We start from the raw sequence: 20,008 nt of genomic DNA, 5'->3' as shown, positions 1-20,008 counted from the left end.
CAGGGTGGGAGTGTATAACTACTTTGTAATCTAGGAGAAGACAAAGATCATGACCTTTACTTGAACAAATATGCTTTTTGTGGCAAGATCAGCTTATACATTTGTCCATATCTGCTGATGGATTGCCAAAGGAGTACGATTCATGAACAATATCCCTGCTTATCGCAAAGTATACAGTCTGCTCAAACAAGATATCAAAGAAGGCATATATCCAGCCGGCAACCTGCTGCCAACCGAATCTGAGTTGGAGCAGCGCTTTGCCGTTAGCCGCACCACCATTCGCAAAGCGATTGAACAATTACATAGCGAAGGCTTCGTTCGCAAAACGCAGGGCAAAGGCACTGAAGTACTCGATACTTCCACCACCCAGCGCCTCAATCACCTCACCTCCATTACCGAAACGCTGATCTCCAAAGGATACGATGTACAAACGCGCGGCATGTCGATTGAACTCATCACGCCGCCAGAGCATATTGCTCATGAATTGCAATTACCTGCGGGACAGCAAGTGTACCGAGTTCAGCGTGTGCAATATGCTGACCATGCGCCCATCGCGCTGATGAACAATTATTTACGTGCCAGTAAAGTACCTGGCTTAGAGCAATACAGCAACACCTTTAACAGTTTGTATGCGTTTTTGGAGAAGCAATATCATCTGATTCTGCTGAATGCGTGGGAACGACTGTCCGCAGTCGCTGCCGACTTTACCGAATCGCAAATCTTGCAAGTGCCGCTCGGCGCTCCCTTATTGTGCAGCAAACGGCTAACCTCGACGGAACAAGGTCCGTTTGAATACAGCATTACCAAACTCGTTGCTGACAAATACGAATACAGCGTCTACCTGGAAGGTAGACGCTGATTGGATGATGTACATTTATACTATATGAGTTGTCAGTAGGACATTGTTAGCATGATGACGTTGTAAATGATTTGCCGATCATCAGGTGTGCGCTTGGTTTGTATAGTGCGCTCCATATTGTCCAATCAATGAATCGTATATCCGCCATCTACTACCAGATTGGCACCTGTGACCATATTGGACGCTTCACTGGCAAGGAACAAGGCTGCTGCCGCAATCTCACCCGGTTCGGCAAAGCGTCCTGCTGGCGTATTGGCAATCGCCTCGTCCTTGATCTCGCCTTCCCAATATCCGGCGATCAGTGGCGTATACGTGGCGGTTGGCGAGATCGCATTGACCTGAATGCCGTATTTGCCCCATTCGTAGGCAAGTGATTTGGTAATGGAAATGACTGCCGCTTTGCTCGCGCTGTAGGCAACATGGCGGTCGATAGCTACGATGCCTGCCTGCGAAGCAAGGCTAATGATTTTGCCACCTCGATTGGCGGCAATCAGTTCCCGACCAACCTGCTGCGCCATGAAAAAGGTGCCGTTCAGATTCACTCGCATCGTCCGATGCCAATCGTCTTCCGGATAATGCTCCGCCCACTCCACCGGTCCGATTCCTGCACTATTTACTAGAATATCGACCCCGCCAAAATGCTCTTTGACTGCCAAGACCGCTTGTTCCACCGAAGCGCTATCCCCCACATCAACGGCAAATGCCGCCGCGCGTTCCAATCCGCTTGCCGCCTGCTCGGCTTGCTCCAGATTGAGATCCAACAATGCGACCGACGCACCCTTTTCCACAAACAGATGGGCAACCGCCAATCCGATGCCGGATGCTGCGCCCGTAATAATCGCCGTCTTGCCATCCAGTCGGAAGCTAGTATCAAATACATCGCGTTTCATATTGATTCCTCCACTCTGTCATCAATGGGTGAGGCAACTTCCTGCGTATGGCGATGCATATACTCGCCCAATGCCGCCGCCTGTTCATGAACATGTTGAAATATCAGCAGCAGACGCTGATACAGATCGCGATTGGATGATTCTGGCTTGCTGATATGCTCTATACGATGCACATCTCCAATACCACTGTAATCGTGCCACCAGCCTACGGCTCGTGCTGCAATCGCCGCTGCTCCAAGTGAAGCGGCATCCTGATCAATATTCGTTTTCACAATATCCATATCGAATATATCTGCAAACATCTGTCGCCATAATGCACTACGACTGCCACCACCACAAAATAGCAATTGTTCGCTTACCGTCGTGTGCTTGCGCAGCAGATCCAGCGACAGCCTCAGGTTGAGCGCGATGCCTTCCATCGCCGCACGAATCAGATCGTTGCGCGTCGTTGCCAGATGCAGACCAATATACCCGCCGCGAATATGAATGCTGTGATCTTGTGAAGTACCGCCTGCCAGACTAGGATCAAATACAACACCATTCGCGCCTGCCGGTGCATAAGCCGCCATATCATTGATGCGTTCATATGCATCTTCTCGTCCCGCCAACTCCGGGCACAGCTGATCCCGCACCCAGCGTAATGAACTTCCCCCGGCAAAAATAGAATAAGCACTCGTATACATACCTTCCGCAATATGAGCGAATACATACGGACGCGTCTCCATATCCAGCACCGGCTCTGCGGAATTCACAGGTATCCAGCTGGATGAACCAAGCGATACGTAACTGCGTCCTTCCTCACTACCTACCGCACCAAGCGCCATGCACGCATTATCTACGCCCCCACATGCTACCGGCGTACCTTCTGCCAATCCGGTATAGGCTGCCGCTTCTACTGTTACCCGCCCCACTATCTCATGCGAAGGTACGATTGCCGGGAATAGATGTGCCGGAATGCCTGCTGTCACCAACCATTCATCCACCAATACGCCCTGCTTGAGATCATAAGCACCCAGTCCGGAAGCATACGAAGGATCGGTATAGGTCGCACCAGTCAGCATATAGTTGATATAGTCTTTGGAGCCAAGCATCACATCGGTACGAGCCAATAGATCCGGCTGATGCTTGTGCATCCACATGAGCTTAAACAATGGATAACAAGCCGCAGGGAATCCATTTCCCGTACGCATATACCATTGCTCCTCATCCACATGACGGAAAAATGCTGCCGCTTCTTCCCGCGCGCGCGTATCCGACCAGATCGGCACCTGCTCCAACAACACACCATCCGTACGGCTGACTGGTACACTGACCAGACTATGCCCGGATAGACTAATGCCATCTATATGCGAAGCTTCAACTCCTGCGGTCGATAGCAATTGCGTCGTCGATTGCGATATGCTCTGCCACCAGTCGGACGGACACTGTTCATGATGATCTGGCTGTGGATAATAAGTAGCATATTCAGTAAAAGAACGCGCAACCGTCTGCAACTGACGATTATACAGCGAAGCTTTGACTCCGCCAGTGCCCAGATCGTACGCGATAAGATACGACATTCAGTTCCCTTCTTTCCAGATATGGCATACTGTAGTGCACGTTGCTGTCATTAGCTTTGTTGAGAAGGATATTCTTTGTTTTGAATATAGTAAAGATAACTATCTTTTGTCAAGCGCTTTCATTTTTATTTTGCTTTTACTTGTATTTGTCTATCTCATTCGGTATATTGATCACAATAAAGATAATTATCTTTAATAAAAAGGAGATACAAAATGGGACATACTGACTCAAATACGATTAAGCTTGGAGCTGACATTGGACGCTGGGTCGATGTGAGTGCCGTACGAACCAATGTCACCCATGCGGAAGTTGATCTACTGCTGGCGATTGTGAAGACGTATCACTGTATTTGCGCTAGTCCGATGCCGTATATGACCGAATATGTTATTCAGCAGTTAACGCACACACCAGATACGGTAGTAACGGGAGTCGTCGGTTTTCCCTCTGGAGCCGATACCGTATCGATGAAAGTACACACAGCGCGTGAAATGTTGCAAATGGGCTGTCTTGAACTCGATATGGTGATTAACGTCGGTGCACTCAAGTCGGGCGATATTCAGCGAGTACAGCAGGATGTACAAGCCGTCGTTAATACCGCTAACGGTGTTCCAGTCAAAGCCATTCTAGAAATCGCCTATTTGACCGATGATGAGATTCGCAGAGGCAGTGAGCTGGTTGTATCAGCCGGAGCTGCTTTTGTTAAAACGGGGACGGGATGGGGTCCAAAGCCGACAACGGTCGATACGATCCGACTGATTCGCTCTACGATTGGCAATGCCGCGCAGATCAAAGCTGCAGGTGGGATTCGCGATCTGGATACGCTATTGGACATGCGCGCTGCCGGTTGCGACCGCTTCGGCATCGGCGTCCGTTCAGCATTGACGATTTTGGAAGATGCGTATACGCGTGCTGGATTGACCGTGCCGGAACTAGTAACGTCGTCCGATTTGTCGGTGGATGATCGTTATTGAATGGATACTGTAGTTCAGGATTTCGTGATTTCATGATTTTGTGATTTGCAGATTTGAGATTGGAATCGATTATGTATTCCATAACAAATCCAAGTAATGATGCTGGCAGGCATATTCATCATTCCTTTGGAATTGCTATGTTCAAGTGTGATATCGAAATGGATCTATTTCGCCCTATGCTGTGCTATTTTTGCAATAGCGCCGTTATAATGAACTGCTGGGAACGCGGCATACCGCTAGGCCACTCGCCCACTTTGCAGAACATAATCTTGGTAATTTCGGTACTCGGCAGAAACGTACCTTCCTCTACTGTGCCGCTGAAGATCAGATCAATACAATTAGGATTACTGCGACGAATCGCGCGTTCTAGCCGATGAATATGTACATCCAGTCCGGTTTCTTCTTTTACCTCACGTATGAGACCTTCCTCCGGTTGCTCTTGCTCCATCCAACCGCCAGGGATGCCCCATGGCTCTGTATCGCGATAAGAATGACGCAGTAGCAATACTTCGCCTTGTTCATTAGTAAATACACCAAGTACCGCCACGAGAAAAGAAACCTGTGAACGGCGAACGACCCAATCTTTGAATCGCTTGGATGGCATGATTTTGTACATGGTGACAAGCCAGTCACGCGGAATCCGATTTACCCATTTGGCAAGCATATGATTTCTCCATTTCCGTATCGTATTGGATTTGTTACACATGGTATAGGTAGACTTAAAGCATTGTGAATTGGTTTTTTATAAGTATATGTACATCGATTCAATATATGGATATCGATATAGAAGCAAAAGGTGGTATTGAGTATTCAAATACGACCTTTTGCTTCTATATTCATTCTATATTCTTCTCATTGCTTCCTGTCTGTTCGGAAACGCAGCCAGGGGAATCATCATGAATATGTTAGCAATCATTCATTATTTTTTCTTGATTGTCTCTAGTTCTGCGTACATATCAGACAGATGTTCCTTGAGCGCAGGAATTGGTGAAGGGTTGGACAAATCCAGTTCCTCTAGCGTATTCACCACAATTTGCAGCACGGCAAGATCGCGATACCAGCGGTGATCGGCAGGTACGATATGCCATGGATTTTTCTCAGTGGCGCAATGCTTAAATACATCTTCATAGCACTCCTGATACTTTTCCCAATATTGACGTTCATGCAGATCACTTTCGTCGAACTTCCAGTTTTTATGTGGCTTTTCGATGCGGTCGATTAGCTTTTCCAATTGGAATTGCTTGGAGATATGCAGAAAAATCTTAACGACACGCACATTGTTTTGCTCCAGCATTTTCTCGAATTGATTGATCTGCTTGAAGCGCTGTTTTGCCTTCTTGTCGCTCACTTGACCGTGTACGCGGGTAATCAATACATCCTCATAGTAGGAGCGATTAAACGCAGCCAAATAGCCATAACCCGGCACATGCTGATGCGCACGCCATAGATAATCATGATTCAGCTCATCCGGTGTGGGCGCCTTGAAGCTGTATACGTCAATGCCCGCTGGGTTACAAATGGAAAAGACCTTGTTGATGACGCCATCCTTCCCACTGCAATCCATACCTTGAAAAACGAACAGAACGGATTTTTTCTTACTTGCAAACAGCTTCGGTTGAAGATCTTCGAAAATAGCGGACAACTGCTCGCGTTCTGCCTGCGTATCTTCGCGATTTTTATACTTACCGGTATCTTGAGGATCGATATCTTTCAATGAGATGGAATCACCAGATGCGAGAACCCAGTTCTCTTTTGACTTGGACATACAAATCGCTCCTTTGGGTAGAATGATGATTGATATGACTGGAGTGTCAGTATCTACATATTACCCGCATTTTTGCTAAATCTAGCAATATGGATGGCGTTATATGTGTTAGATGACTCGTTCGTTCTCACGAATGGCAGCATTCATCTCATTACGCAATTCGTCGATCAATGCATCCCGTACTTCAACGTCGAATGTGACACGCTTTGGCTTTAATTCTTCTAGCGCTTCGATCCATACATGACGGTCATTGATGTGACCCAATTCCTTTTGAATGTTTTTGTACAATTGTTCGTGATCGCGGAATTTGGCATTCAGCGCAAAGCTTGCTGCTTCGGCAGTATAACGAATTTCTTTGGCAGCGATCCGCACTTTGTGTAGCGCCGCTAGGGTATCATCGGCTTCCATTCCTTGCTCTTTGGCAATCTGACGGTACGTTTTTTTCTTTTGCTCATACGAGATTTCCAGTTCTCGCATCAACCGATTGACGTCGGAATCGGCAACAAGCTTCGGCAGTTGTTCCTCCAAAAAAGGTTTCCATTTTTTGTGGAGCTTTTTCCCCTGCAATTGGGGCAGCTTGCTGGTCAATTTTTTGCGGTAAAAGCGGCGGTGCTGCTTCTGCTCTTTGATGACGGCTTTTAACAGTTTCACAAGATGATCTTGTTCTTGCTGTTTTGCCTGCTTGCGGCGTTGTTTGAAGGCGTCGATGAGTACGTCCTCGTCGCGAACTTTGCCCAAACGCTTTTGAGCCTTTTTGAATAGCGGCAGTAGTTCGGTCTGGTCGTTCGGATCGAGAATGCGCAATAGAGTCATTAACTTGCGGCAATTGACCCGCGCCTGATGTACATCTTCATCGTCAAACGTATCCACTGCCTGCTCTCCATGCTGCTGAAATTTGCCGTACAGTTCGCTTAATACGTCATGCCATTGTGCTGATTTATCTTTACGCTGATGAGTCGCTGATGAGGTCACGGTTAATCACTCCTGTTGGTAGACTGGTGTGCCTTATATTCCCTGTTACCCGCTCATTCCATACCTTGCACCATATCGGGCAGCTAGATGACATCTATTACTGCAATGCGGCAGGACTTGTTTCGACGATTTTTAATATTGTAATAAAGGTATACAAGTTTCATAACATGCAAACACTTCACCTTGTTGTGCAGGATGTATACGCACAAACGCTCCGTTATAAGGCATCCTCTACAAGCTGAAGATGATCTAGCGGCAACCAGCCCTCTGCTCCGTCCGATTGGCGCATGCACCATACCCATCCGTTACGCTCGCGCTGTGAGATGACAATCTCGCCGGGCAATACATTCATTTCCAGTGCGGTATAGTCCTCAAGCGAAATCCCCTGGGCAGGTTGCTGTTCGCTACGTACGAATACTTGTCCTGGCACCCATCCACTGATTCCATCACTGTTCGTACAAAAATACCAGTCTGGCCATTCCTCAGGCCCATCATAACGCTCACCGACAACTAACCCTTCGCCTTTTTGAAATGTAATGGGATTTGGATAGTTGCTACAATGTGATTTCACGACGATATATGTATTCATCTGATTGATTTCCTCCTATGCCGATTCATGTATTCTCATTTTACAATATAGGACGGTCACAATAACAATTCAGACTTAAATGCAATTGGAAAGACAGTATTATTTTGCGATCGAATATGCTGGCAAAACGTTACATTATGTTTAGGGCAGTTTGTTCTTGTTCAAACGCTCATACTGCAACTATCGATTCTACCAATCCATCTCTCGCATAAGTACGGCGGTACTTATAATTGTTTTCCCATCCTGACTTTTAACCCATATAAATCTATGACTCCTTTATATATGTAATTTATATATAAATCTTTAAAATTATATATTCCCTCTCTAAAGAAAGAAATTATAAATATGGAAATTGGTGAACACATTCGCTCTTTGCGTGAAGAATCTGAAATAAGTCAAACCGAATTCGCAAAATACACACATATTAATAATAGTGTTCTTTCCAGAATTGAAGCAGGCAAGTGTGCTTTTAAGGATCAAGAAATTAAAGACAATCGCTGACTATTTTGATGTAGATGCAGATTATCTATTTATGTAGAAAGAATACGCCTACATTTACTAATTTCAATCACTCTTTATCAAACACAAATAATTGGAGCGAAGAAGAACAGAAAATTGCAAAAACTTTTATTAAAACATTGCGGCAATTGAAAAACCAATCTTTAAAAAAAGAGCCTTTTTAGGCTCTTTTTCAGCTTCTTATTACTTTAAGAAGTTTTTCTGTATTTTGACAATCATGAGTACCGTTTAGACCTTCTTTTAGAGAAGTCACTATATGATGAATATATGATCGATGATAGGAATCATTTTGTTCTTTATAAAAAGTGATTTTTAATTGTTGTCTAAAATCCATTCTTATTTCATCTAAATTTGCACTAGTACCAGTCTCTTGATTAACAAAAACTTTAGCTAATTGAAATTTCACAGCATTTATTGCGTCTAACGAAATTAATCGTTCTTCTACTGTCGGCTCAGCAAAAAGATTATTTCCAGCAACACTAGTTTTTTTAATTTCCTTTTTATTATTTGAAAAACTAATTGCAAGATAATCATTGGCCTCAAAATTATTCGTTCTTAATTTTGAGAAAAGAAAATCAAGAATAAAGTAAGATTGGTTATGAAAATTTGCTTCTCCTGCAAAATTAATTTGTTTTACCAATGGTTTAATAGACAGTGATTCAAATGAAATAGACTTGAGATTTTGCGAAAATATTTTTTTGATTATGTTTACGTAACTCTGCTCGCCACATTTAATAATCAGTAGATTATATTTAAAATCAAAAGTAATTTCAATTTCCAAACTTTTTTGTAGCTCTCCTTGTTCTTGTAGTCCACCTGATGAGAATCGTTTCTTATATGAATCAAACTCAATCAAAAAATTCAGAAAGTTATTTTTTTTAAAATTAAACTCCGTAGTTCTTTTTAAATACTGAAACTTTCTCTTATCTGGTTGGATAACTTCTTCCAATATAAAAACTTCCGATAACTCGTCTTTAAGTTTTGTAAAATCGATATTATTCCTCCAATTAAATTTCCATCACAAAATATGGAGACCCATTTGTAAAGTTTTGACTAAGGATTTTGTATATTTCATTTATTGTTTCTTCCTCAAAATCACAACGATTTCTTAAATACTCTTCTAATGCTTCTAAAGAATCGAGTACTTCTTCTTGATTATACTTTCTTAAAATGAAATTCTTTAGAGCTTTCAGTTTATGTGACTTTGCATGTGATCTAACTAATTGTAAAATATTTTGAATATCTTGCTCCATATTATAAAACCTCACCTTTTTCATTATATTTTGAAAAAGGAATACACCCTAATCTACTTCAATCCTCCTTCATTCTGCCACTCTACTCATCGCCTTTAATCGTTCTTAAAGCATACGAACACTTTATGAACATTTTGCCACACAGTTGATTAAAGCTTGTATATTTTATCAAGCTCTGATAGTATGTACGACAGTGTTAATAAAAAGGTTAAGTATTGTTTACTAGTTCAATGTTGGCGCAGAGAACTAGTGTTCGAGTGGACATAGGTTTTATTCCTAATGTCTATTTAATTGTATGCATGATTAAATAAGCAGTCAAACAACTTCAACTTGCGTATGAGGTTATTTGACTGCTTATTTCTCCATGATTTGACTTTAGTCGACATATTTTGCTATTCAACTCATTAATGCTCTAAATACCTGAATTTTTCATGCACTTAATGTACATAATTTATAACTTAACATTCTTTATTTTGGAAAATATAGATTTTATTAAGTTTTAATTAATAAATTCAAGCATCTAACTAGGTCAGATTTTGAATGATCCTCATAATCGTTTCCGCTGCATGTCTCAGCGTCTCGGGCGTAAAATCAAACTTTACTCCTGCTTCCATATACACTTCTGCAATACTCCCATTAAAATTTGCACTTGCTCCGTCTTTGAACAGCTTTAACCCTTTCTGCGGATCATCTCGATATACATTGTACAATTGCACCGCCCCCAGCACTGCCATTGCATATTCCAAACTATACAATGGATATGCAAACAGATGCTTCGACTCCATCCACAACCTCGCCATTCCTTCTTCCACTCCATCCGTATTCACCGGATGATACAAATACATTCGATTCAACTCTATATATTTATCCTGTCGTTGTGCCGCTGTATGATGCGGATGAGTATACATCCAATGTTGAAACGCGTCCGAAGCCACTGGATTGATCAGCAAGCGTAGCATTCGGCGTAGTGTCTCGCGACAAGCATTACGATACACATCCGGCTCAGGGTAGAATTCATCTAGCTTGTCCATCGTCAACAACTCCAGGCTATGCGAGAACAATTCTTCTATCTCCTCGCGGAAATACCGCTCCTGCACAAATGTTCCCGCTGCAAATTGACGGTATCCACACTCTGCATGTCCCATTTCATGTACCAGCGCTAGAATCGCATAAAAGGAAGGCGCAAAATTAGAGAAAATATATGCCTGCTTCGTATGCGGCAAGGGATCGCAAAAGGCGCCCGGACTTTTGCCTATTCGACTCTCTACATCGATCAATCTATATTTCCGCATATTAGCAAAACGTTTCGCCACCTCCACATCCGTTCGTTGCAGCATACGTTCCACACCATCCAGTAATTGCTGTTCTGTTACAAACGGAGCTGCCTGCAATCCGGACGGTTCCAGATCCCATGGACGATATTGGGCAATGTCCTGCTGTTGCTGCAATGAAGCCGTCAGCTTATCCCATACTGGTACGACATGTTGCGCCACCGATTGATGTAACTGAATACAATTTTCGATGGTGTACTCCCTGTCTTTGCGGTAAAAGTTGTATTCTACATAATTGGCAAAGCCCGCCTGCAATGCCTGCTCATGTCGTACCGCAACAAGCTGATTCAGCAGTAATTCTAAAGGTAACTGAATCTGAGCTCGAGTATCTGCTGTAGCACGCCATGCCTGTTCCCGCACTATACGCGAAGGATGATCATATAACGCTATCATTTCGGCATAACTCCGTTGATTGCCTTGCCATTCCACCTGCAATTGTCCCATTATTTCTCGATACTGATTGACTAACTCTTGCTCCTTGCACAGTAACTTTTGCTGATCATCGCTAATCTGATTAGCCTGCTTCATACGACGTTTACGCATAATACCGTAGTATTGCGTATCCAATTGTAGAGTAAATGGACATTTTTGCAGAATGTTATCGTAGATTGCCCGATAATGAGCTAGCAGCGGCTCCACTTGCTGCATATCCGTTTCGTATATGTATCTCACTTGCGGATCATTCATATCACGGTAAAAATCGATTTTGTGACCAGTCAGTGCTTCATCCACTTGATCTTCTAATGCACGCTCCGCTTGCAACCAATTTTTTAAATCACCCAGCGAATGGATAGGATAGTCAGCTAATCTCCGTAATTGTTGTTCCAGTTGATCTAAATCGTGAATCAGGTCAAAATCTGCATAATATGTGTCATTTTCTCCAATTTTGTTCACCTGTTCTCCTCCTTTATGATATATAATTAGCTTAGGCAATATCATAATGTAAGTTGCAAACTTTGAAAACGTTACTGCATTTGTATTATGATAGAGTGTAACGTCCGTTTTGTTCCATTGGAACGAGAGGATTCGTCACCACGAAAGGAGCTTGAAAAAGCAGCTATGAGAGCGTATTTGTTCTTACCTGTTATCGCGTCGCTTATTTTTGCGCCTGCAACTATAAATGCCGAACAGGCGGCATCCGCTACGTTGCCTGCAACTGCCGGACCTGCCGACCAGATCGTATCCACGTCTTCGTGGGAGTATCCCATTGTACATTTTCGTAACAGTACATATCGCATCATGATGGAGCCTGCGCTTAGTACTGTCAAGGTTGGTCCACGCCTCGGCAAGGTAGAGCGTAATATTAGTAGTTTTGAAGAAGTCGACGAGAATAATTCCATGATCGATACTACGTACAAAAATGGCGACAGCAATGTGTTGAATGTCGATTCGCCGATCTACAAATTCCGCAATCGCAGTACCAAGGATTGTATCATTGTCAGTCACAAAAACAAGTATTACAAAGCTGTGCTCCGCACTGATTATTCAGATGCAGGCGATGCTTCGAAATCGTCGGCATCATCGATCGTATCCAGTCCGTCCGCTTAACATGCTTGTTGTTATGGGACATATATCGTACACAAGTTCATCGCTCGGATGCTGATTGGTTTCGCACATCGATATTTCCACAATCACAATCACAATCACAATCACAATCACAATCACAATCACAATCACAATCACAATCACAACTATTATCACGGATACCAAAAGCCGCCGCAATGTATTTTATTGCGGCGGCTTTTTCATTATTTTCTATCTATTCAGCTTTGCCGAACGTCCACTTTGATCGGTCGATATCATAGGACTTCTTTAATAAAATAAAATGTAATCCTACCGCTCAAACGCCATCACTTGAACAAGTATATCATCGCTTGATTGTATCGATGTTATTGATACTGTGGTTCGAAGAAGAAGCGACCGTTCAGCACAGTATCCCATACAACGGATGTTGACGATTGGTTCAGCGATGCCTGAATGGTTTTCTTCATAGCTGCGGCGTTGGCATTACCTTTGATCATGCTGGTGCGTGCTTTCGTTTCTGTCGCATCCAGCTTGAGCAATTTGCCTGATTGCTGCCATGTGCTCCACGGGGTCAAGTCGCCTGCGCTGATGTTATTGCCATGTAAGAAATTCGCTACATATTCGCGATATTGTGCGGTCAATGCCAGACGTCCTTTTTGATTGGCATCGGTATACAGCGTGCCCGGGAACAATCCGGCAAACGCACTCTTGTCAAACGCACCGGTCAGGAAATCGAGATCGACGCCATGCGTGGCGGCAACGTATTTCGCTGGTGCTTTCAGTCCTGCATCCTGTGCACCCCATGCGAAGCGGTAGGCATAGATGTTTTTCGCCTTACTATCTTTGCTGTACTTGGCTGCTACCTGATCCGCGTTAAAAGAAGAATATAACTGGCTGCCATATGCGGTTGCCTGCCAGAATTGTTTTTCGGTTGTTGGTTCCCATGTATGTTTGCTGAAGCTTGGCAGGAACGTAGGATCAAATGCGGCAAACGCATTGAACTCGTTTTGCATACTGCCGATCAGCATCGGTACACGGTTATAGTTGCCGCTATCTACAACGTCAAATCCCTGCTTTGGCAGCACCGTTCCGTCGGTGAACAGATGCGGGAATTCGGACATACGAATCATAACGGAACCGACTGCTTGCACAAGCAGACTACTATCCAGTCCGCGCAGCGTTTGTTGCAATTCGGTTGCATCCGTCTGCTTCAGATAGTTCAATGCTTCCGCTTTGGTCGCCGATTGACCAGCTTTCACGAGTACATCTGCCAGCTTTTCGTTATCGTAGGCTTCACCGACAGCCGGAGTTGTGGTCGTCATCCCGCCACTCAGTGGCATCACTTTGGCAAACAGTCCTTTGGCAAGCGGAGAGATCGTCAGCGCCAGCACATCACGCGCACCGGCAGATTGACCGCCCAACGTGACATTGTGGGTATTACCACCAAAGCTCTCGATATGCTGCTGCACCCATTTCAACGCTTGAATCTGATCCAGCAAGGCAAAGTTCCCTGAATCTTCGGCAGCGTCGCCTGTACGCAGCGCCGGATTACGAATCCAGCCCAACAGACCAAGACGATAATTGACAGTCACGATCACGGCATTCGTTTTCTCCGCCAGCGCCTGTCCGTCAAAAGAACCGCCACTACCAGTTACATTCCCGCCACCATGTAAAAAGACCAGTACCGGCAACTGTACATCACTAGTCGCTGGACGATAAATATTCAAATACAAGCAATCCTCGCTACCTGTCACTTTACCACTTGCAAGCTGCGTACATACTTGTGGCAATTTAGTCGCTTCGACTGTCTGCTCCGGTGTCTGTTGAGGCGCTTGTGGTGCGCGCCAGCGCAGTTCACCTACCGGTGCCTGAGCATAAGGAACACCAAGCCACATCAGCGTATTGGCGCTGGTCGATTTGGTGCCGTTCCATATAGCCTGCGAGGTTGGCTGCTGAATGTCTGCCTGATATGCGTACATACTGGATTCACTTCCTGTCGTTGCTGCTGCTCCCACGGTACTCCATGTGCCAGCAGTACCGAACAATACCAACAGTGCCATCATTGCGGCTAGATACCATCTGTTTCCGTTTCCTGTACTCATTATACCCCTGCCTCTCTGTTGTGAAAAATAGACGAAGAATGTGCCGTATTCCTTCAAACTGCGATATTCATTGGGACTTATATGTAAACGATTGCAGTCGTATGGAAAATCGTCCTGAAAAAGCAAAAAACCCGACTTGTCTGCTCACTGTCTATCGCAACAGTAAAGCAGTCAAATCAGGTTTCGCCCGGACGATCCGGTAACAATCCTTCATGTGCAGATAAGTATACCACATTTTGTAGCGCTTTCAAGGACCAATAAATGGTTATTAGCTGAAATGCGTACTTCCATATCTGCATATGTATTTTGATTTTACAATCAAGATCTTGCTCATTATAAGGCGACTATGTACCGCTAGATGAACAGATATATAGAACATCTCCTGTCTTGCATGGAAATGGAAGCAGACAGGAGATGCTCCACCATCGTTCAATCATAAGGTACAATCCATCATTCCATCATGCAGTGCAATCGTAATGACAATAGTTAAGGAATCCATTGTACGATGCCAAAGATCAACAACGCGATTGGATTACCAACTTGCCTTTTTCACGCCGGGAATTTGACCTTGATAGGCAAGCTCGCGGAAGACGATCCGTGACACTTTGAATTTGCTCAGATAACCATGCGGACGACCGCTTACTTGGCAACGATTATGCAATCGAGTGGGCGATGAATCGCGTGGTAGCTTGTTCAGCGCTTCGTAATCTCCTGCTTCTTTCAATTGGCGGCGTTTCTCCGCATATTTAGCCACCAGCGCTTCACGCTGACGCTGACGGACAACTTTAGATTTTTTAGCCATAGGGGTAACACTCCTTTTTTTTATTAATCGTAATAATTACTATTAAATAGTATAGAATAAAAAGCTTGGATTGGCAACCTTTTTGTATAAGTGATTCTTTTTATACGATGATGTAACGCTCTTATAGGTGATGTGGTTGGTTGTTATTCCGATGTATCGCTCGGTCTGTATGTAGTGAATAGATGTGTTCTCATATAGGGCTACTGCTGCGTATCTACGGCTTTTGTCCACTTCTTCTCCTGCCGTGGGCTGAGGACAGTGGGCTGAGGACAGTGCGTTGTATTTTTTTTACAATACATGCAATAACAATCCTACATATCCGAATTCAATTGCAAAGGAGAATGATGCATGAATCTACAATCACTGAATGGTGATGGAGCGCTAGACCATCCATCATTACCACCGCTGCATCGCAATCGGCATTTTATCGTGTTAATGTCGGCGCAGCTAATCTCTAATCTGGGCGACTGGCTTCATTTGCTAGCGTTATTAACAATGATCGGCATGGTCTGGCAGGCAACACCGATGCAGATTACGTGGACCACACTGTGTATCGTATTGCCGATGCTGGTTGGTGGACCACTGGCAGGTGTGCTCGCGGATCGGCTGAATCGCAAATGGCTGATGATATTCGCCGACTTGATCCGTGTGCTGCTCGTATTCAGTCTGTTATGGGCTACGCAACTATGGCATGTCTATCTCATTCTCATCGGCAAAAGTATATTTGACGTCCTATTCTCTCCTGCCAAAAATGCCAAATTACGCGAAATCGTTCCGTCATCTCAATTGCCCCAAGCGGTAACGATCAGCTCCTCGATTGAACAGGGCTGTAAAATCGCCGGACCTGCGCTAGGTGGACTATTGTTAGCGATTGCCGGAGTTCAGTGGAGCTTTGTGGTGGATGCGGTGACCTTTTTACTGTCGAGCTTGATTTTGCTAGCTTTGCCGGGACGTGAATATCAGCGGCAAGCGATGCAGACGGCAAGTCGTGATGCAGAGCCGGAAGAAAGAGAACGTCAGCGTTCATTTTGGAGCGATCTGGTGACGGGCGTTCGTTATATGCTACATATGCGCATCATCGGTTATGGTACGTTGCTGCTCTGTATGGTGCTGCTCGTATTGCAGCTTGCCGATTCGCAAACGATTGTGCTATTTCGCCAGATTCCGGGTATTCAGCAGTCATTGCTTGGTTGGTGTATGACTGCAAGCGGAGTTGGGACGTTGACGGCAGCGTGGCTATCTTCACGACTGCATATCTCTCATTTATCCAAAATGAGTGCCGGAGCTGCATTGATGGGATTGGTCTTCGTAATAGTCGGTCCGATTGCGGCGATGGTTCATGCTGGATCGCTGACAACGGGATTACTGTTGTTGTCGTTCTGGCTGGTCGGTATCGGAGCGGGATTTGCTTTTATACCATTTCAGGTGTTGCTGCAACAGCATACCCCGGTGCATATGACAGGGCGTGTATTCGGTACAGTGAGTAGTCTCACTTCTGCCAGTTCAGCTACCGGTCCATTGCTGGGTGGTCTGCTCGTTACGTCTGCGGGTGTGACGCCAGCGTTCGTGCTTGCCGGTTTGTTGTTGACGCTGATTGGCATTACTGGATTGGTTCGTGTGAAAGACAAGCGTATGTCTCCTTCTATGGTCAAAAAAGCATAGAGCAGTGCAGCGCATATCGGGCATATGATTGCCCATGTATGTGCTACACTGCTCTAACGTATACATGTGATTCGCTGGACTGATAAGGTGGAATAATGCACAGTATTCCATCCCAACTTCATCCAATCAGTAACGTATAAATAATACCCGGACCATGTACACCAATCGTCAGGTCATTTTCAATATCAGACGACCGACTAGGACCGGAGATAAAATGGACACCTGCTGGCAAATTCTCTCGTCCGCGCGTATCCAGTGGAATCAATAGCTCACCCAGTCGAGTAAACAGCCGTTCTCTAGGCAACAGCACAACGCACACCGTCGGCAGCAGACTAACAGAGCGTCCCTGCTGTGCAGCAGAAGTGACCATAACGGTGCCAGTATATGCAGCAGCGCCATCTGCAAGCACAACGCCAATATCTGCTTCGGCGGCGCGCGCCTTCCACGGCTGTGCCGGATCACTATTCCAAACGGAAATATGCGCTTCTGGTAGCTGCATCTCCAATTGCAGTTGTTCCAGCTCTGGCAATTGCTGACGCACAATATACTGCGCACCAAGATGACGAGCGTGCTCGGCGATCCATTGACCTGCTTCTTGCCAATCCGCCACACGCGTTACATGCCCGCCCACTTCCTGAAAATGCTGGGTAAAACGCTGAATTCTCTCCTCCTCGTTCCAATCAAAACTTGCCCAGAACGGCGGTGCACCGCGAAACGGATGCTGTGGCGGCTCTGTCATGATTGGACGTTTGAGCCTAGTGGAAATGTTGTCGATAAAATCCTTTTGAGCTGTACGAGAACGTTCTTCCAGCTCTTGTAACCAATCTGGTTGTTGAGAATCGGTAGGTGTAAACGATGGCTCGCTATCGGATGCTACGTTGTTCTGTTCGTTGTTCTGTTCAAGGTTTGGACGCTTGGAATCAGTTTTCATGTATGTCGCCTCCTGTCTTGCGCTGGCTTCGTTCACGCACGATGCGCTCCATCCGCTCCTTGATGCTATCGTCCAATTGATGAGATTGCTGCTCTGTTTCCTTTTGCAGCTCTGACCAGCTATCGCGGAAGGAATGATCCGCCATCTTCGGCATAACACGATACGTGTTCCAGCCTTTGAGCGGACCGAGTTTGAGTGTAATGCCGTTATCTTTTACGATCGGCTTCTGAAATAGCTGACCCATCTTCAGCGCTAGATGGAGCCGTTTGGAATTGCCCATAACGGTTGCGAATCCTTTCATACCGATGGACTCCCAGCGATTGCCGTGACCACGTTCCACTTTGCGGCGGCGCAAATAGACGAGCATATCGTGCAGCGGGATTTTAACTGGACATGCTTCGTAACATGCTCCGCACAAGCTCGATGCGTTGGCAATATCGTCCCATTCCGCCACATTGCGATTAAGCGCCGGTGTCAATACGGCACCGATTGGACCACTATACGTGCCGCCGTAGGAATGACCGCCGATCTGACGATATACGGGGCAGACATTCAGACAAGCTCCACAGCGAATGCAATTGAGCAGCTCCTGAAATTCCGGATCACCTAACTGCTGTGAACGGCCGTTATCGACGATCACGATGTGCATTTCCTCTGGACCATCGCCATCGGCTGTGCGTTTCGGTCCAGTAATGCCTGACATGTACATCGTTAGCCGTTGACCAGTAGCAGAACGCGGTAATAAGGTCGCCATCACTTCAAGGTCTTCCCATGACGGAATGATGCGCTCCATGCCCATCAGTGTAATTTGCGTTTTGGGCACTGTGGTCACCATGCGCGCATTGCCTTCATTTTCAAACAAAACCATCGAACCCGTCTCGGCAATGGCAAAGTTACAACCAGTCATACCGATGTCCGCGCCGAGGAATTTCTCACGCAGCTTGCGACGAACGTATCCTGCCAGCACGGTTGTATCCGGCGGCAGCGTCTCGCCTGCATCTTCGGACAACAGCTCGGCGATCTGGTAGCGATTTTTGTGAATAGCGGGAATGACGATATGGGAAGGTCCTTCCCCGGCAAGCTGAATAATATATTCGCCCAGATCACTTTCTACCGTTTCGATTCCTGCTAGCTCCAGCGCACGATTAATATGCAATTCTTCAGATACCATCGACTTGGACTTGACGACCGATTGTGCCTGCTTGTGGCGAGCAATCGTCATCACGATATCTGTCGCCGCTACTGTGTCCGGTGCAAAATGGACATGAACTCCGTTTTTGCGTGCATTATCCACGAACAGATTCAGATAATAATCCAGATGTGCGATCGTATGCAGTCGGATTTGCCGCCCGCGCTCCCGCCATTCTTCCCAGTTGCCATGCTCCATCGCGGCTGACTGTTTGCCACTACGCAGACGCTCGGTGGTGAATCGTACCGCTTTGCGTAGAAAATCATTGTTCAGCGCCACGTCTGCCCGTTCCTTGACTGTTCCGTGTGTAGAATGTGCCGTATTCATGTGACCATCACCCCTTCATACAGCAGCTCGGCGAGATGCATCACACGTACCTGTTCTCCGCGATGACGCAAATTGCCAGCGATATTCATCAGGCACGCCATATCTAGCCCTACTAACACCTGCGCTTCGGTTTCCTTGATATGATCGACCTTTTCCGTTACCATCGCACCGGAAATATCCGCCATCTTCACTGCAAATGTACCACCAAATCCGCAGCAATCCTCGGCAAATGGTAACGGCACTAGCTCCAAGCCCTTCACATGATGCAGCAGCTCCATCGGCTCATCTTTGACCCCAAGCAAGCGACTGCCGTGACATGACGGGTGATACGTAACTTTATATGGAAAATGCGCACCCACATCCGTCACACCTAACACCTGAACGAGAAACTGGGTAAATTCATACGTCTTCTTTTCCAGTTCATGTGCTAGCTCCAACCAATGCGGATCATCTTTGAACAATTCAGGATAATGATGGATCATATACGTACATGATCCCGACGGTGATACAACAAAATCACTATCTTCAAATGCTTTTAGAATCGTCTTCGCTGTTGTGCGTGTCTCCTCCCAATAGCCGCTGTTATAGGACGGCTGACCACAGCATGTCTGAATGGGCGGAAAATCCAGCTTGACCCCGTGGGCTGCCAGCAAGCGGACCATCGCTTCACCAACCTGCGGATAGATTGCATCGCTCAAACAGGTAATAAACAGGGAAACTTTCATGCTGCACCTTCTTTCTGCGGGATTGTTGGTAAGATAT

The 20,008-nt window shown here is 45.6% G+C and carries 19 protein-coding genes; 5 read left to right on the top strand and 14 right to left on the bottom strand.

Annotated elements, in window-relative coordinates; all coding sequences use genetic code 11:
* Positions 1-142: 142 nt before the first annotated feature.
* Positions 143-859, top strand: coding sequence for a GntR family transcriptional regulator (locus tag ACDE64_RS10115; RefSeq protein ID WP_411349901.1), 717 nt, complete (start codon positions 143-145; stop codon positions 857-859).
* A gap of 125 nt (positions 860-984) precedes the next feature.
* Here ACDE64_RS10115 and ACDE64_RS10110 read toward each other — a convergent pair whose 3' ends face one another.
* The gene (locus ACDE64_RS10110; RefSeq protein ID WP_411349900.1) at positions 985-1,749 is read right to left on the bottom strand and encodes a GolD/DthD family dehydrogenase; all 765 of its coding nucleotides are present in this window, start codon (positions 1,747-1,749) and stop codon (positions 985-987) included.
* A complete protein-coding gene (locus tag ACDE64_RS10105; protein WP_411349899.1) occupies positions 1,746-3,308 on the bottom strand; it encodes a xylulokinase in 1,563 nt (520 codons plus the stop codon). Before ACDE64_RS10105 ends, ACDE64_RS10110 begins: the two co-directional genes overlap by 4 nt.
* Positions 3,309-3,521: 213 nt before the next feature.
* On the opposite strand from ACDE64_RS10105, the gene deoC reads away from it, so the two are divergent.
* Complete coding sequence (gene deoC / locus ACDE64_RS10100) at positions 3,522-4,280, top strand: deoxyribose-phosphate aldolase (protein WP_411349898.1); 759 nt, start codon at positions 3,522-3,524, stop codon at positions 4,278-4,280.
* Between the two features lie 184 nt (positions 4,281-4,464).
* Here deoC and ACDE64_RS10095 read toward each other — a convergent pair whose 3' ends face one another.
* The 4 genes from ACDE64_RS10095 to ACDE64_RS10080 all read right to left on the bottom strand — a co-directional run bounded on the left by ACDE64_RS10095 (position 4,465) and on the right by ACDE64_RS10080 (position 7,606).
* A complete protein-coding gene (locus ACDE64_RS10095; RefSeq protein ID WP_411346333.1) occupies positions 4,465-4,944 on the bottom strand; it encodes an NUDIX hydrolase in 480 nt (159 codons plus the stop codon).
* Between the two features lie 255 nt (positions 4,945-5,199).
* Positions 5,200-6,045, bottom strand: coding sequence for a PPK2 family polyphosphate kinase (locus ACDE64_RS10090; protein WP_411349897.1), 846 nt, complete (start codon positions 6,043-6,045; stop codon positions 5,200-5,202).
* Positions 6,046-6,153: 108 nt separating this feature from the next.
* Positions 6,154-7,017 carry a CHAD domain-containing protein gene (locus ACDE64_RS10085; RefSeq protein ID WP_411349896.1) on the bottom strand — a complete coding sequence of 288 codons (864 nt, stop codon included), beginning with the start codon at positions 7,015-7,017 and terminating at the stop codon, positions 6,154-6,156.
* A gap of 217 nt (positions 7,018-7,234) precedes the next feature.
* Positions 7,235-7,606 carry an SH3 domain-containing protein gene (locus tag ACDE64_RS10080; RefSeq protein ID WP_411349895.1) on the bottom strand — a complete coding sequence of 124 codons (372 nt, stop codon included), beginning with the start codon at positions 7,604-7,606 and terminating at the stop codon, positions 7,235-7,237.
* Between the two features lie 345 nt (positions 7,607-7,951).
* Here ACDE64_RS10080 and ACDE64_RS10075 point away from each other — a divergent pair, with 345 nt between their 5' ends.
* Positions 7,952-8,107, top strand: a complete 156-nt coding sequence (locus ACDE64_RS10075; protein WP_411349894.1) for a helix-turn-helix domain-containing protein — start codon at positions 7,952-7,954, stop codon at positions 8,105-8,107.
* Positions 8,108-8,297: 190 nt separating this feature from the next.
* Here ACDE64_RS10075 and ACDE64_RS10070 read toward each other — a convergent pair whose 3' ends face one another.
* The 3 genes from ACDE64_RS10070 to ACDE64_RS10060 all read right to left on the bottom strand — a co-directional run bounded on the left by ACDE64_RS10070 (position 8,298) and on the right by ACDE64_RS10060 (position 11,603).
* The gene (locus tag ACDE64_RS10070; protein ID WP_411349893.1) at positions 8,298-9,074 is read right to left on the bottom strand and encodes a hypothetical protein; all 777 of its coding nucleotides are present in this window, start codon (positions 9,072-9,074) and stop codon (positions 8,298-8,300) included.
* 58 nt (positions 9,075-9,132) lie between these two features.
* On the bottom strand, positions 9,133-9,378 hold the full coding sequence (locus tag ACDE64_RS10065) for a hypothetical protein (RefSeq protein ID WP_411349892.1): 246 nt from the start codon (positions 9,376-9,378) through the stop codon (positions 9,133-9,135).
* 524 nt (positions 9,379-9,902) lie between these two features.
* Positions 9,903-11,603 (bottom strand): M3 family oligoendopeptidase, encoded by a 1,701-nt coding sequence (locus ACDE64_RS10060; protein WP_411349891.1) that lies wholly within the window; start codon positions 11,601-11,603, stop codon positions 9,903-9,905.
* Between the two features lie 165 nt (positions 11,604-11,768).
* On the opposite strand from ACDE64_RS10060, the gene ACDE64_RS10055 reads away from it, so the two are divergent.
* Positions 11,769-12,257: a hypothetical protein gene (locus ACDE64_RS10055; protein ID WP_411349890.1), complete on the top strand. Its 489-nt coding sequence runs from the start codon at positions 11,769-11,771 to the stop codon at positions 12,255-12,257.
* Positions 12,258-12,598: 341 nt separating this feature from the next.
* Here the strand turns inward: ACDE64_RS10055 and ACDE64_RS10050 are convergent, their stop codons facing one another.
* A complete protein-coding gene (locus ACDE64_RS10050; RefSeq protein WP_411349889.1) occupies positions 12,599-14,335 on the bottom strand; it encodes a carboxylesterase family protein in 1,737 nt (578 codons plus the stop codon).
* Positions 14,336-14,867: 532 nt separating this feature from the next.
* Positions 14,868-15,137 carry a 30S ribosomal protein S14 gene (gene rpsN / locus ACDE64_RS10045; protein ID WP_411346327.1) on the bottom strand — a complete coding sequence of 90 codons (270 nt, stop codon included), beginning with the start codon at positions 15,135-15,137 and terminating at the stop codon, positions 14,868-14,870.
* A gap of 348 nt (positions 15,138-15,485) precedes the next feature.
* Between rpsN and ACDE64_RS10040 the strand changes: the two genes are divergently transcribed.
* The gene (locus tag ACDE64_RS10040) at positions 15,486-16,799 is read left to right on the top strand and encodes an MFS transporter (RefSeq protein WP_411349888.1); all 1,314 of its coding nucleotides are present in this window, start codon (positions 15,486-15,488) and stop codon (positions 16,797-16,799) included.
* A 118-nt stretch (positions 16,800-16,917) separates the two neighbouring features.
* Here the strand turns inward: ACDE64_RS10040 and ACDE64_RS10035 are convergent, their stop codons facing one another.
* From ACDE64_RS10035 to ACDE64_RS10025, 3 genes are read right to left on the bottom strand one after another with little or no spacing between them, the layout of a single operon-like run.
* Positions 16,918-17,730 carry a LutC/YkgG family protein gene (locus ACDE64_RS10035; protein ID WP_411349887.1) on the bottom strand — a complete coding sequence of 271 codons (813 nt, stop codon included), beginning with the start codon at positions 17,728-17,730 and terminating at the stop codon, positions 16,918-16,920.
* Positions 17,720-19,246 carry a LutB/LldF family L-lactate oxidation iron-sulfur protein gene (locus ACDE64_RS10030; protein ID WP_411349886.1) on the bottom strand — a complete coding sequence of 509 codons (1,527 nt, stop codon included), beginning with the start codon at positions 19,244-19,246 and terminating at the stop codon, positions 17,720-17,722. The genes ACDE64_RS10035 and ACDE64_RS10030 overlap by 11 nt, the downstream gene beginning before the upstream one ends.
* A complete protein-coding gene (locus ACDE64_RS10025; RefSeq protein ID WP_411349885.1) occupies positions 19,243-19,971 on the bottom strand; it encodes a (Fe-S)-binding protein in 729 nt (242 codons plus the stop codon). The genes ACDE64_RS10030 and ACDE64_RS10025 overlap by 4 nt, the downstream gene beginning before the upstream one ends.
* Between the last annotated feature and the right edge of the window lie 37 nt (positions 19,972-20,008).

Origin of the sequence: Paenibacillus sp. WLX2291 (assembly GCF_046603665.1) — a bacterium.
GTDB lineage: Bacteria > Bacillota > Bacilli > Paenibacillales > Paenibacillaceae > Saccharibacillus.
This window is presented reverse-complemented; position numbering and strand designations above follow the sequence as displayed.